Raw genomic sequence first — 13,047 nt, 5'->3', positions numbered from 1 at the left:
GTCCTATTCTGAAAGTGGCATATCGGCAGGCTCAGTCTCCGACGGGACCCACAAGATGGGCGGGGACGTTTCAATCAGAATGGTACCCTCTCGTGGCGAATTGATGTCGTCGCCAAGCTCAGGTTGCAATTCTGCCTCAACCAGATCCAGCGTCTTGCGCTCCGTTTGCCATATGCCTTTTCGTTCTTGCTCTGCGGCTTTGGCTTTCATTTTCAGGTCCAGTGGCGCGTCGTCAGTAACATGCGCCCAACCGTTCTGAACGATCCAATGGGCCACATCGATTGGACCACGATTGCAGGTGGCCGCGATAGGCCCACTTTCAGCCTGTTCGAAGTCGCGGCACGTCATGGCCACCTGAAGCAGAAAAGCTCGTAAAGCGGTGCGGGCACGCATTCCGCAAGGCCAGGTGCCGCCGAGCCAGCTTTCGCAGGTCTCATCCACCGCCAATGGCTTCACGTAGCGCAGCCTGTACCGGTTGTTCTTGAAAAGAAACGTGGCCCCATCCTCGATCACGGGCCGGAAGATGGTCATCTCCTCGGGGATCTCCACTTCCTCTACCGGCTTCTCGGCTGCTGCAATGCGCTTCAGGGGCCCTGTAACCGGGGGAGGGGGCGTGATGCCGTTTCCGGTGATTGCGCGCAGGTTGTTGGGGTTTTGTACCGCCTGTGCTTGCGCCAGCTCTTCTGGCGTGGGGTCTGGCTCTGGAAGCGAAGAAGGCTTGTAGACGATGGCGGCCTGTTCCTTCGGTTCCTCCACTTCATCAACGGCGAGGAGGGCAATACAGGCGAGCAAGCCAATTCCAAACACACTCAATGCGAATGGAAAAGCGCCCTTCATCTCAACTTCCTCCGGTTACAGTCGCCATAAGGTTGTGGCTTCCGGGATGCTGCAGCTATTGGCTGACCCAGACAATGCGCAAAACCCAGTTCAGGTCGTCTTCCGGGACGATAAGCGGCCCATCGCCCGCCACAAGTCCCTGAAATTCATAGGAGGTGAGGGTTTTTCGCAGGAGACGCCGCGCGCCTATGAACCCGCTTTTTCGGGCAAACAGAACACGGTCTCCTCTGCGGAGCGGCGCATCTGGCGATACAACCAGCATCTCACCATCTTGGTAATATGGCTCAAGACTATTACCAGAAACTTCAAGCACAAAGACATTGTTTGCGTGAGGCACAGGAAAGGCGATGTATTCCCAATCTTCCGCAGTGTCAAAACTCTCCAGATTTGGGGGCATCTTATCCCGCAATGCTTGGAGTGTTGTGAAGCGGGCCGCTGTCACCGGTGAGGTTTTCGGGTTTCGCGAGCGCTTCCCTGCTGCGAGTCGGCAAAAATCTTCCAAGCTGGTGTTTGTGACCTCAAGAATTTTCGCAAGGGATTCTGTTGAGGGCCAGCGCAGACGGCCCTCAGCGGCAACGCGCTTTGACTTGTTGAGCGCCGTCGAGTCGAGCCCGGCAAGGCGCGCCAGCCCGGAAGGCGTCAGCCCATTGCGCGCTGCGATTTCATCCAGAGCGAACCAAAGGTCGCTGTGTGTGAACATGAGCTCGTCTCCCTGCCAAGAATTACAATGGCTTTCGTTATCTTAGGTTGCATGCCGCAAGGCAAGGACGCACATTTTGCCACTCTGCCCCTTGCAATCCGGCAAAACCAGCCGTATGACACTGCTTTCAGTTGAGGTTGTCACTCCGCTGAAAAGGTAATCCCCTGAATGTCTCTGATTTACAAGATCGCTGAGAAGGATCTTTGGCACGCAGCCGAAGATGCCGGCGTGTTCGTTGGCGCGCCTATCGACCTGGAAGACGGGTTTATTCACTACTCGACCGCTGACACCGTTAAGGAAACGGCGGCGAAACACTTCAAAAACAAAGACGATCTTCTGCTTATCGCAATTGAGAGTGACAGGTTGCCTGAAGAACACCTGAAGTGGGAACCCTCACGAGGTGGCGCTTTGTTTCCCCACCTTTATGCCCCAATGCAGATGGATGCCGTGGTTTGGGTGAAGCCGCTGCCGCTTGTCGAAGGCACTCATCAGTTTCCGGAGGACGTGTAATGGGCTTTATCAGGATCGCAAACAAGATTGGCCTCAAATCGCTTCACATGTTGGAGCCAGAGGCTGCTCACGAGGCCACAATCCGGCTCTTGAAGACCGGGTTGTCGATGCCGTGTTCCCCTGTTTCTGATGGTCGCCTTTCTTTCCAGTTAGGCGACCTTTTTTTTGCCAATCCGCTGGGCATGGCCGCAGGTTTTGACAAGAACGGTGAGGTGCCGGATGCGCTCTTGAAAATGGGTTTTGGTTTTGCCGAGGCAGGAACGGTGACCCCCGTGCCGCAAGAGGGAAACCCGAAGCCGCGCAACTTCCGCCTGACCGCTGATGAGGCCGTGATCAATCGCTACGGCTTCAACAACGACGGCCATGAAGTGGTCTACAACCGTCTGAAGAGGCGTGCCCGCAACGGCGGTGTGGTCGGCATCAACATCGGTGCCAACAAAACCACCGAGGACAAGGCGGCAGACTATGCGGCGGGCGTCCACCGCTTCGCTGATATCGCATCCTACTTTACCGTGAACATTTCTTCGCCCAACACACCGGGCCTGCGAGCCCTTCAAGAACGTGATGCTCTGTCCGACCTGTTGAAGCGATCGCTGACAGCACGCGATGAGGAGGCCGAAAAAATGGGCCGCCGGGTCCCTGTGTTCTTGAAGATCGCACCCGATATGGGGGACGCGCAACTCAAGGACATTGCGGAGGAGGTGCTGGTCCTGAAAATTGACGGGCTGATTGTGTCCAATACCACTGTTGATCGGCCGCGACTGAAAGACGCCAAGCTGGCGGGTGAAGCCGGCGGGCTGTCGGGCAAGCCGCTGTTCCGTAAGTCCACCATTGCGCTGGCCAAGATGCGCCGTCTTGTAGGGCCTGACCTGCCGATCATTGGTGTTGGTGGTATCGATGGCGGGCCGGCAGCGTGGACCAAGATCACCGCAGGGGCCAACCTTCTGCAGCTTTACACCTCTATGGTGTTCAAGGGACCAGACGTGATCAAGGACATCAACCGCTTCCTCCTGCAGCAGATCGAGAAGGAAGGGCTGACCAACCTTCAGCAAGCGGTAGGATCAAACGTGGATGCCTGGGCCGATCTCAGCTTGAGTGAATAGTGCAAGCCGTTGGTACCTGTTCTCAGGGGTGAGCAGGTACCACGGCAAACTGCTTTTCTTCACGGATACCGCACATGATCAGCAGACTGATACCCCGTGCCCCGAGAAAGATCAGCATGGCAAGCCACAGCCCGTGGTTCCCCAGAACCGGGAACAGGGCGTAGTAGCTGGCAAGGAATACGGCGAGCGAAATCAGCATCATGTTCCGCATGTCCTTGGACCAGGTCGCACCAATGAAGACGCCATCCATCTGATAGGCAAGGGTGCCGACCAATGGGCCAAGGCACGCCCAGAACAGGTAATCCCTTGAAACACTGCGCACGGCTTCGTTGACGGTCAGGAAGTCTACGATGTACGGGCCGACGCCAAAGAAGATCAGCGTTGCGGCCCCGCCAAGACCGAAGCCCCACAGGAGAGAAAGCTTGACAGCGCGTTTGAAGGCGGGGCGATGGCGCGCGCCCACGGCCCGACCTGCGATCTGTTCTGCGGCGGTTGCATTGCCATCCAGAAAGTAGCCTGCAATGAGAAGAAACTTCTCCAGAACCGCGTTGGCCGCGAGAATGGTGTCGCCTTGATCGGCACTGCGAGCCATGAAGAAAGCAAAGGCGAACAAGAGCGTAAATGAGCGGATCATGATGTCCCGGTTCAGCGCCATCATGGCAACCAGCTTGTGGCGTTCCAGCACGTCGCTCCAACTGGGCTGCCGCGTACCTTTCATGTTTGCATAGGCCAAGGCACCGCCGACGAAGAACGTGATGAGTTCACTGATCGCCGTGGCTGCCGCGACCCCGGTGATGCCCCAGTCCAGCCCCAGGACAAACCAAACGCTGAGAATGATGTTGAGGCCATTCAGTAGGGTTTGAATGAAGAGGCCAGTCTTTGCCTTGCCGAGGCCAAGGAACCAGCCCAGAACCGCGTAGTTGGCCAGGGTTAGAGGAGCGGCGAGGATGCGGATCGAGAAGTAGGCGCTTGCGGCTGCCTGCACCTCATCAGAACCGCCCATCAGGCTGAGGCCCACACTGACAATCGGGGGGTGAACGGCAAACAGGATGAGCCCGCAAGCAAGACCGAGCAGGACGGCCCGGAACAGAACAGCCTTGATCTCCAGCGCATTGCCAGCTCCCAACGCCTGTGCTGCAAGGCCTGTTGTGCCTGAGCGCAGGAAGTTGAAGGTCACGAACACGATGTCAAAGATCACCGACCCTACCGCGAGGCCGCCAAGCAGCGCCGCATCGTCGATTTGGCCAATCACCGCAGTATCCACCAAGCCCAGAAGCGGCGTTGAGATGTACGCCAGCGTCATGGGTATGGAAATGGACAGGAACAGGCGGTTGGTGACCGCAAAAGACTGTGACATGGAAAGCTCATCCTGAGGATGCGAAGAAACACCCGCAGGTCTTACTAGGCTATCCTGCCAAAGACAACAGATGCTTTCATGGGGTCGGTACTGGCAATCGCGGCAAAATACACTAGCTTGGGCCTATGAAGTTGCCTGTCGTTCATCACCCCGCCTTTACCGCAGATATTCCGAGCAACCATCGGTTTCCCATGCTCAAGTTCAAGGGTGTTGCCGATACGCTTCTGGCAGATGGCATTGTGCTGCCCGGCGGATTTGTCGAGCCTGCTCCTGCAACGCGAGAGCAGCTCATTGGGGCTCATGACGAGACCTATGTGGATCAAGTGCTTTCCGCCACCGTGCCAGACAAGGTTGCGCGGGAGATTGGCTTTCCCATGACCCATTCTGTGGGGTTTCGGGGCCAATGCGCGACTGGCGGCTCCATCGAGACGGGACGGTTGGCCCTGCGGCACGGCATTGCATGCAACACGGCTGGCGGCTCCCACCACGCACGGCGGCTGCATGGCGCAGGCTTTTGCGTTTTCAACGACGTGGCCGTTGCTGTGCGGGCGCTGCAAGCCGAGGGGTTGATCAGGCGGGCCCTTGTGGTTGATCTGGACGTTCATCAGGGCGACGGGACGGCGGAGATTTTCCGTGAGGACCCATCCGTTTTCACGTTTTCCATGCACAGCGAGAAGAACTATCCAGTTCGCAAGGTGCCCTCCGATCTGGATATTCCGCTGCCGGACAATATGGAGGACGGCCCCTATCTGGAAGCGCTGGATGAGGTGTTGGAGGCTATGCTGCGCACTTTTGATCCAGACATCGTGTTCTACAACGCAGGCGTTGACCCGCACATGGATGACCGACTTGGACGCTTGGCGCTCACCGATGCAGGCCTTTATGAGAGAGATGCGCGGGTGATGGCTTCAGTGCGTGGTCGCGGGCTGCCACTCGCTTGCGTGCTGGGCGGCGGGTACTCCCAAGACATTCCTGTCCTTGCACGGCGCCACACCATCGTCCACCGCGTTGCTTCCGGATTTGCTTGAAAAAACCTAGCTCTTGCCGGATTGCAGCAGGCGGGAGATGAACCAGATCGGTATCACGACAACGGCACCAATGAGCAAGTACGAACCGAGCTGTCCGAGCACATCAAAACCCATGTTCCAGATGCGCAGGAAGAAGTCCTGGATGCCGTAGTAAATATCCAGCGGAGATATGTTCAACGCGGACAGGACAATGCCAACCACGAAGGACAAAAACACAAGACGCAGCGCCACACGGCCCGGTGATCCACCAAGAAAACGTGTCAGCTTCTCATTCTGCATGCGTCACTCTCCAACTTAGGGGCGTTCCCAGTGATATAGGCAGTCCTAACGCAATTGCATCCATCACGGAACTGCAAAGTGTGTGTAGGCTCCAGATTGCACAAAGAAAAAGGGGCGGTAAACCGCCCCTCAAACTCATGTTTGCAATGGAAAGCCTTACTCGGCTGCTTCTGCAATCTGCTCAGCCTCTTGAGGCGCGAACTTTTCGTAGAACAGCTCATTTTCCTTGGCCATTTCACGCAGCAAGCGGTTTGGCTTGAAACGATCACCCCACTTGCGAGTGAACTTCTTGCAGACCTCAAGGAACTCAGCTGTACCCATGCCATCAACGTAGGACAGGGTGCCACCAGTGTAAGGGGCAAAGCCAAAGCCCAGAATGGAGCCCACATCGGCTTCACGCACGTCTGTAAGACACTTTTCTTCGAAAACACGAACGGTTTCCAAAGCCTGCATGGCCAGAAGGCGCTGCTTCAGTTCTTCAATGTCGAACTCTTCCGCTGGTTTGGATGGGCCTGTTACTTCCTCAATGCCCTTCCACAGCGACTTGTTGCGGCCATCGTAGTCATAGAAGCCCTTGGCGTTCTTGCGGCCAAAGCGCTCGCGCTTAACAACCATCTCTTCCAGGATGTCATCCAGCTTGGAGACAACGTACTTGTCGCCCATGTCCTTGCGGGTTGCGCTGGTGATGCGGTGGGCAAGGTCAAGCGCCACTTCATCGGCCAGAGCCAAAGGACCAACCGGCATGCCGGCCATGCGGCCAGCGTTTTCAATCATCGCTGCTGGCACACCGTCGCCAAGCATCAGGATGCCTTCGCGGACGTAGGTCATCACAACACGGGAGGTGTAGAAGCCACGGCTATCGTTGACGACAATCGGGGTCTTCTTGATGGCGCGGATGTAATCCAGAGCCATGGCCAGTGCCTTGTCGCCGGTCTTCTTGCCCATGATCACTTCCACCAGCATCATCTTGTCCACTGGGGAGAAGAAGTGAATGCCGATGAAGTTCTTCGGACGAGAAGAAGCTTGAGCAAGGGACGTAATAGGCAGGGTGGAGGTGTTGGAGGCGTAGATCGCACGGGTCTTCATGACCGCTTCTGCTTTCTCGGTCACCTCGCGCTTGATCTCACGGTCCTCAAACACAGCCTCGATCACCAGATCACAGTCGGCCAGACCGTCATAGTCAGTGGTCGCCTCAATGAGGTCCAGAAGCTTTTCCTTATCTGCATCCGTGGACTTGCCGCGCTTGATGGCTTTGTCCATCAGACCTTCAGAGTAGGCCTTGCCCTTGTCAGCCGCGGCCTGATCACGGTCGATCAGAACAACCTTGATGCCTGCCTTGGCAGTAACATAAGCGATACCAGCGCCCATGAAGCCCGCACCGAGAACACCGACCTTCTTGATCTTGTTCTCTTTCTGGTCAGCTGGACGGCGTGCACCCTTGTTCAGCTCCTGCATGGAGACAAACAGGGAGCGGATCATTGCACCAGCTTCCTTGGACTGAAGCACGTTCGCAAAGTAACGGCTCTCAATCTTCAGGCCCAGATCCATTGGCACCATGAGGCCCTCAACAACGGAGTGCATCAAGCCGCGTGGGCCTGGGTAGTTGTCGAAGGTTTCCTTGCGATAGATCGCGTTGGCTGCTGGCCAGAACTGCATGCCGCCTGGAGAGTAGATGCGGCCGCTTGGCAGCTTGAAGCCCTTCTTGTCCCATGGCTGAACCGGGTCTACGCCGTCAGCGAGGGCCTTTTTGGCAGCCTCAACCAGCTTCTTTGCAGGAGCAACTTCGTCGATGAGCTTAAGGCTCTTGGCCTTCTTTGCGTCGAGCGTGCGCCCCTGAAGCAGGAACTGCATGCCTCCCTGCAGGTCGGTAACCATGCGCATGACACGCTGGGTGCCACCAGCGCCCGGGAACAGGCCAACCTTTACTTCCGGCAGGGCCATCTTGAAGGCATCGGACTCTACTGCGATGCGCTTGTGACAGGCCAGCGCAAGTTCTGTGGCGCCGCCCATGCAAACGCCGTTGATCGCAGCAACCCAAGGCTTGCCGCAGGTCTCAAGCTTGCGGAACACCAAAGAAAGGTGGCGGGACTTGTCAAAGAGCAGCTGAGCGGCCTTTTCTTCGTCCTCTTCCTTCAGCTTCTTGTACTCGCCCAGCATGCCTTCCAGCATGGTCAGGTCAGCACCGGCGGAGAAGCCAGCCTTGCCGGAGGTCACAACAACGCCCTTGATGGCGTCATCTGCTGCAACCGCATCAACGACCTTGTCCAACTCTTCGATCACGGATTGATCGAACACATTCATGGTCTTGCCGGGAGAGTCCCATGTCAGAAGGGCAAAACCGTTCTCGTCGGTCTCAAGGGTAAAGTTTTTGTAGGTCATCGGTTCCCCCCTTTAAACGCGTTCAATGATTGTTGCTGTGCCCATACCTGCGCCGATGCAAAGGGTGACCAGCGCGGTGTTCAGGTCGCGACGTTCCAACTCGTCCAGAACGGTGCCAAGGATCATTGCGCCGGTTGCGCCCAGTGGGTGACCCATGGCAATTGCGCCGCCGTTCACATTCACCGTTTCTGGATCCAGATCGAACGCCTGCATGTAGCGCAGAACAACGGAAGAGAACGCTTCGTTGATTTCGATGAGGTCAATGTCAGACCATTCCATCTTCGCATTCTTCAAAAGCTTGTTGGTCACATCCACTGGACCGGTCAGCATCAGAGCTGGCTCAGAACCGATGTTCGCAAACGCCTTGATGCGTGCGCGCGGGGTCATTCCAGCGGACCGGCCTGCGCGGCGTGAACCGATCAGAACAGCAGCTGCACCATCCACGATGCCGGAGGAATTACCAGCGTGGTGGATATGAGTAACATTTTCCAGCTCTGGATGCGCCTGAATGCCAACTGCATCGAAGCCGCCCATGGTGCCCATCATTTCGAAGGATGGGTTCAGGCTCGCCAAAGACTGCATGTCGGTCTCTGGGCGCATGTGCTCATCACGTGCCAGAATGGTCAGGCCGTTGATGTCCTTCACAGGAATGACGGATTTTTCGAAGCGACCTTCATCCCAAGCGGTCTGAGCGCGCTTCTGGGACTGGATAGCATAAGCATCAGCATCGTCGCGTGTGAAGCCGTACTTCGTGGCGATCAGGTCTGCTGATACACCCTGTGGCATGAAGTAGGAAGGAACCGCCACCTGCGGGTCTACTGGCCATGCGCCACCAGATGCACCAAGGCCAATGCGGCTCATGCTTTCAACGCCGCCTGCAATCACCATCTGGTGCTGACCAGACATGACCTGAGCAGATGCCATGTTGACCGCGTCCAGACCGGAAGCGCAGAAACGGTTGATCTGCATGCCTGGAACAGAGCGGTCGTAATCGGCAGTGAAAGTTGCTGCGCGGGCGATGTCGCCGCCAGCCTCACCAACTGGATCAACGCACCCCAGAACGACATCGTCCACCAGCTTGGTGTCGAGGCCATTGCGGTCGCGAATAGCTTCCAACGTGGAAGCTGCAAGGCGAACAGGCGCTACTTCATGCAGCGATCCATCCTTCTTGCCGCGCCCTCGTGGGGTTCTCACATGATCGTAAATAAAGGCGTCAGCCATGATCTCCTCCGCAGCTGAAAATTATAAGGCCATACCCGGCGAGCATTTCTCGTGCACCAGCGCACAGCGCGTGTGCCCTCCGTCCGAGCTTTGCAAGGTATGCGGCCAATGATTGATAGTGGGAAACAAATGGTTGAGGCGAGAGATGAACGACCACTCGCCGATGATGATTGAAGCTTGATCCACTGATCGGTGTCGCAAATGACCTGGAATGCCAAGTTTGCCGAGCTTCGCCAGTGCCTTGCACAACACAAAGGTTGCTCGGGCATAAAACCGGCGTACTACGGAACCTGCAGTCATTCACGGTCTCCAGTCAGGGCCTAGTTCGAACACCAAACAGGCGAGGGAGGGCAACCCTCTCTCGCCGGTTCTTTAAATCACCCTTAGAATGCCTCTTCTGCCAGGCTCATCATGGTTGCCGCACCTGTGGAGAGGCGAGCAAGCTGTGCACCTGTCTCAGGCATCAGGCGCTCCATGTAGAAGGTGCCAAGCGTCAGCTTGTTCTTTAGCATTTCTTCCTGATCGCCCGCGCCATCTGCCAGTTTTTGCTGTGCGACAACGGCGATCTTGCCCCACATGTAGCCCATGGCGACCAGACCGAACATGTGCATGTAGTCAGTGGAAGCCGCGCCCGCATTGTCAGGGTTTGCCATGCCATTCTGCATGAGCCACATGGTTGCGCCTTGCAGATCGTCCAGACCCTTCTTCAGCGGCTTGGTGAAGCCTTTCAGCTCCTCGTTGTCGCTGTTTTCCTTCAGGAAGCCACCAACTTCCTTGAAGAAGGCCTGAATTGCACGACCGCCGTTCGCTGGCAGCTTGCGGCCTACAAGGTCAAGTGCCTGAATGCCGTTCGCCCCCTCATAGATCATGGCGATACGTGCATCACGCACGAACTGTTCCATGCCCCATTCAGTGATGTAGCCGTGGCCACCGAACATCTGCTGCGCCATGACTGCGTAGTCAAAGCCCTTGTCAGTGAATACGCCCTTCAGGACCGGGGTCAGCAGACCCATGAAGTCATCAGCGGCCTGACGCTCAGCCTCGTCACTGGAGACGTGGGAAACGTCGCCCTTGATCGCGGTGTAGATGTAAAGAGCACGCGCGGCCTCGTTGAAAGCGCGAATGGTCATCAATACGCGGCGAACGTCTGGGTGAACAATGATCGGGTCTGCGGCTTTGTCCGGAGCCTTAGGGCCTGTGAGGGAGCGACCCTGGATGCGGTCCTTTGCATAGGCCACAGCGTTTTGATAGGCCACTTCAGACTGGGAGACGCCCTGAATGGCCACGCCGAGACGTGCTTCGTTCATCATCACGAACATCGCACGCAGACCCTTGTTCTCTTCACCAACGAGCCAGCCCGTGGCGTCATCATAGTTCATGACGCATGTGGCGTTGCCGTGAATGCCCATTTTTTCTTCAATGGAGCCGCAGCTTACGCCGTTGTCTTCGGCTGGATTGTCGTTTTCATCAAGGCGCTTCTTGGGAACGAGGAACAGGGAGATGCCCTTCGTTCCGGCAGGCGCACCTTCGATGCGAGCGAGAACCAGGTGAATGATGTTTTCAGAAAGATCGTGCTCACCTGCAGAGATGAAGATCTTGGTTCCGGTGATCTTGTAGCTGCCGTCTGGCTGTGGCACTGCCTTGGTGCGCAGCATGCCAAGGTCCGTACCGCAATGCGGCTCGGTCAAGTTCATGGTGCCGCTCCACTCGCCGGTGGTCATCTTCGGCACGTAGCGGTCCTTCAGCTCATCGGAAGCGTGCTCCAACAGGGCAGCGATAGCACCCTGTGTCAAGCCTGGATACATGGCGAACGCCATGTTGGAAGAGCACATGTATTCGTTCAGGATCACTGCAAGGCTGGCAGGAAGGTTCTGACCGCCGTACTGCTCTGGAATGGCAAGGGAACCCCAGCCTGCTTCTCCGAAAGCGTCATACAGTTCCTTGAAGCCTTTTGGCGTCGTCACGGTACCATCTTCGTGACGCCTACAGCCCTCTTGGTCGCCTGACTGGTTCAGGGGCTGCATCCGTTCTTCGCAGAACTTGGCACCTTCTTTAAGGATTGCTTCGACAACATCTGGAGTAGCTTCTGAGAAGCGTGGAAGATGGCTGTAGTTCTGATAACCCAGCACATCATTCAACAAAAATAGGGTGTCTTCTACAGGAGCGCTATAGCTTGGCATACCTTGTTCCTTCCCACACAGACCCTTATGGTACTTAGTTGACGTTATCGTCAACGTGATCTGACAACAGATATACGTCTCAACCCTGTAAGCGACAACCCGAACTTCTGGCTCAGTTTTGGCGGAAACCCGCCGAAAATTTAAAAATGCGCCGAAAGTCTCAATTTGTATGGCAGCTGGGGAGGGGCCCGTGGAGAGAAGGCTCGAACACCTTGAATGCGCACTCAAATATGTTGAGGCCACAGGTGTTTTGATGGCCCTTCAAGGTAAGGTGCTGAAATATATGAGAGAGTATGCGGAATGCATGTCGACGCCTCATGCTCAGCACTGAAACTGGCAGCTGCAGCCGATCGCAATTTTAGCAAAAAAGAGAAGAATTTGGTTTGGAAGGAAGGCTTCCATCTGAAGAAAGAGGCCTGTGTAAAATTTCAGTCGTTCAAACAAGCTGCCGGGCGAGCATCACCCCCATGATGCTCGCCCGGTGCTCGCAATCGCAATCCGCGTCACAGTGGCTCCCCCGCAGAAACCCCCGCGTATGACTTGGCGCTGCCCCGATTATTAGCGCCGGCGCGATCACATTTGCCCTAGGTGGTTAGGCTGGCTCTGCTTCCTTCTGCTTAAGCAGGCCAGACACGATGTCCACCGTCCTCTGCAGCTCATCCGTAGCTTGGTCGATGTTGCGTCGCTGTTCTTCAAGTACAGCGATTTGAGCGTTGAAACGCTCCAGTGCCACGCGCAACTGGGTCACTTGACCGTCGCGCAGGTCGTAGAGATCCAGAAGATCCCGGATTTCCGTCAGGGAGAAGCCAACGCGCTTGCCCATAAGCACCAGCTTCAGTCTTGCCCGATCCCGACGGTTGTAAATTCGGTTCATTCCCTCACGACGTGGGTTGATTAGACCCTTGTCCTCATAGAACCGTAGCGTCCGCAGCGTGATATCAAATTCCTTGGCGAGTTCGCCAATCGTAAACTGTGACTTGGTAAGGTCATCGGTGTCGCCAGTCACGGCCTGAACAAACGTATCGTTGATCTGTAGCGCTTCGCTCATTGCATTCACCCGTCCTTTAATCGCCGAGCCCTCTTAGACCCTGTTGCCATGACGCTTGGTCCGGACCCGGTAATGACAGCGCCTTTAAGAGCGCCTTCCGTGGTGACTGTGCGTCAACTGACTTCTGGGATAGTCTGTCCCTTACGTAATCTGCCAGTCTTTTTCGGTGTGGTAACCGTTAAGTCAGGGGTAAAAATGTACTGCACGGAACTTAGGGGCGCTGTAAAGGTGCAGCCTATGCGTTATTAAAAAAAATTCAGTGAAAATGGCAGTATTATGGCCTTTATCCAGCCAGAACCGCATCTATTAACTGCCTATTTACCCTAACAAGTAAAAGTTTGGCACAGAAGTCATGGAAGCCCGGTTTCATGAGAGTGCTGATTCGTGTGGTGTTTGCGATTTAGG

At 56.1% G+C, this 13,047-nt stretch carries 12 protein-coding genes; 3 read left to right on the top strand and 9 right to left on the bottom strand.

Annotation, left to right across the window (positions count from 1 at the left end):
- Nucleotides 1-3 precede the first annotated feature (3 nt).
- On the bottom strand, nucleotides 4-837 hold the full coding sequence (locus tag PUV47_RS14515) for a thermonuclease family protein (RefSeq protein ID WP_274219301.1): 834 nt from the start codon (nucleotides 835-837) through the stop codon (nucleotides 4-6).
- A gap of 55 nt (nucleotides 838-892) precedes the next feature.
- Nucleotides 893-1,537, bottom strand: coding sequence for a S24 family peptidase (locus PUV47_RS14510; protein ID WP_274219300.1), 645 nt, complete (start codon nucleotides 1,535-1,537; stop codon nucleotides 893-895).
- Nucleotides 1,538-1,705: 168 nt separating this feature from the next.
- Between PUV47_RS14510 and PUV47_RS14505 the strand changes: the two genes are divergently transcribed.
- Together PUV47_RS14505 and PUV47_RS14500 are read left to right on the top strand one after the other, a co-directional pair.
- Entirely contained in the window at nucleotides 1,706-2,047 is a 342-nt protein-coding gene (locus PUV47_RS14505) for a DUF952 domain-containing protein (RefSeq protein ID WP_274219299.1), read from the top strand.
- Nucleotides 2,047-3,150, top strand: a complete 1,104-nt coding sequence (locus PUV47_RS14500) for a quinone-dependent dihydroorotate dehydrogenase (protein WP_274219298.1) — start codon at nucleotides 2,047-2,049, stop codon at nucleotides 3,148-3,150. Before PUV47_RS14505 ends, PUV47_RS14500 begins: the two co-directional genes overlap by 1 nt.
- Nucleotides 3,151-3,172: 22 nt before the next feature.
- Here PUV47_RS14500 and PUV47_RS14495 read toward each other — a convergent pair whose 3' ends face one another.
- Nucleotides 3,173-4,507, bottom strand: coding sequence for an MATE family efflux transporter (locus PUV47_RS14495; protein ID WP_274219297.1), 1,335 nt, complete (start codon nucleotides 4,505-4,507; stop codon nucleotides 3,173-3,175).
- 125 nt (nucleotides 4,508-4,632) lie between these two features.
- Here PUV47_RS14495 and PUV47_RS14490 point away from each other — a divergent pair, with 125 nt between their 5' ends.
- Nucleotides 4,633-5,535: a histone deacetylase family protein gene (locus PUV47_RS14490; RefSeq protein ID WP_274219296.1), complete on the top strand. Its 903-nt coding sequence runs from the start codon at nucleotides 4,633-4,635 to the stop codon at nucleotides 5,533-5,535.
- 6 nt (nucleotides 5,536-5,541) lie between these two features.
- Here the strand turns inward: PUV47_RS14490 and PUV47_RS14485 are convergent, their stop codons facing one another.
- The 6 genes from PUV47_RS14485 to PUV47_RS14460 form a co-directional block, all read right to left on the bottom strand.
- Nucleotides 5,542-5,814, bottom strand: coding sequence for a DUF6460 domain-containing protein (locus tag PUV47_RS14485; RefSeq protein WP_274219295.1), 273 nt, complete (start codon nucleotides 5,812-5,814; stop codon nucleotides 5,542-5,544).
- Nucleotides 5,815-5,970: 156 nt separating this feature from the next.
- Nucleotides 5,971-8,193 (bottom strand): 3-hydroxyacyl-CoA dehydrogenase NAD-binding domain-containing protein, encoded by a 2,223-nt coding sequence (locus PUV47_RS14480; RefSeq protein ID WP_274219294.1) that lies wholly within the window; start codon nucleotides 8,191-8,193, stop codon nucleotides 5,971-5,973.
- A 12-nt stretch (nucleotides 8,194-8,205) separates the two neighbouring features.
- Nucleotides 8,206-9,414: an acetyl-CoA C-acetyltransferase gene (locus PUV47_RS14475; RefSeq protein WP_274219293.1), complete on the bottom strand. Its 1,209-nt coding sequence runs from the start codon at nucleotides 9,412-9,414 to the stop codon at nucleotides 8,206-8,208.
- A 21-nt stretch (nucleotides 9,415-9,435) separates the two neighbouring features.
- Nucleotides 9,436-9,714: a hypothetical protein gene (locus PUV47_RS14470; protein WP_274219292.1), complete on the bottom strand. Its 279-nt coding sequence runs from the start codon at nucleotides 9,712-9,714 to the stop codon at nucleotides 9,436-9,438.
- A gap of 83 nt (nucleotides 9,715-9,797) precedes the next feature.
- Nucleotides 9,798-11,594, bottom strand: a complete 1,797-nt coding sequence (locus PUV47_RS14465; RefSeq protein ID WP_274219291.1) for an acyl-CoA dehydrogenase C-terminal domain-containing protein — start codon at nucleotides 11,592-11,594, stop codon at nucleotides 9,798-9,800.
- A gap of 592 nt (nucleotides 11,595-12,186) precedes the next feature.
- Nucleotides 12,187-12,642: a MerR family transcriptional regulator gene (locus PUV47_RS14460; RefSeq protein WP_274219290.1), complete on the bottom strand. Its 456-nt coding sequence runs from the start codon at nucleotides 12,640-12,642 to the stop codon at nucleotides 12,187-12,189.
- Between the last annotated feature and the right edge of the window lie 405 nt (nucleotides 12,643-13,047).

The sequence above is a fragment of the Pseudovibrio exalbescens genome, assembly GCF_028737195.1.
GTDB lineage: Bacteria > Pseudomonadota > Alphaproteobacteria > Rhizobiales > Stappiaceae > Pseudovibrio > Pseudovibrio zosterae.
Note: the sequence above shows the minus strand (reverse complement) of the source record. Positions and strands in the feature narration are given on the sequence as shown.

Coding starts and splice junctions, on each gene's coding strand:
- PUV47_RS14515 (WP_274219301.1), bottom strand. CDS start 837: ATGAAGGGCGCTTTTCCATTCGCATTGAGTGTGTTTGGAATTGGCTTG.
- PUV47_RS14510 (WP_274219300.1), bottom strand. CDS start 1,537: ATGTTCACACACAGCGACCTTTGGTTCGCTCTGGATGAAATCGCAGCG.
- PUV47_RS14505 (WP_274219299.1), top strand. CDS start 1,706: ATGTCTCTGATTTACAAGATCGCTGAGAAGGATCTTTGGCACGCAGCC.
- PUV47_RS14500 (WP_274219298.1), top strand. CDS start 2,047: ATGGGCTTTATCAGGATCGCAAACAAGATTGGCCTCAAATCGCTTCAC.
- PUV47_RS14495 (WP_274219297.1), bottom strand. CDS start 4,507: ATGTCACAGTCTTTTGCGGTCACCAACCGCCTGTTCCTGTCCATTTCC.
- PUV47_RS14490 (WP_274219296.1), top strand. CDS start 4,633: ATGAAGTTGCCTGTCGTTCATCACCCCGCCTTTACCGCAGATATTCCG.
- PUV47_RS14485 (WP_274219295.1), bottom strand. CDS start 5,814: ATGCAGAATGAGAAGCTGACACGTTTTCTTGGTGGATCACCGGGCCGT.
- PUV47_RS14480 (WP_274219294.1), bottom strand. CDS start 8,193: ATGACCTACAAAAACTTTACCCTTGAGACCGACGAGAACGGTTTTGCC.
- PUV47_RS14475 (WP_274219293.1), bottom strand. CDS start 9,414: ATGGCTGACGCCTTTATTTACGATCATGTGAGAACCCCACGAGGGCGC.
- PUV47_RS14470 (WP_274219292.1), bottom strand. CDS start 9,714: ATGACTGCAGGTTCCGTAGTACGCCGGTTTTATGCCCGAGCAACCTTT.
- PUV47_RS14465 (WP_274219291.1), bottom strand. CDS start 11,594: ATGCCAAGCTATAGCGCTCCTGTAGAAGACACCCTATTTTTGTTGAAT.
- PUV47_RS14460 (WP_274219290.1), bottom strand. CDS start 12,642: ATGAGCGAAGCGCTACAGATCAACGATACGTTTGTTCAGGCCGTGACT.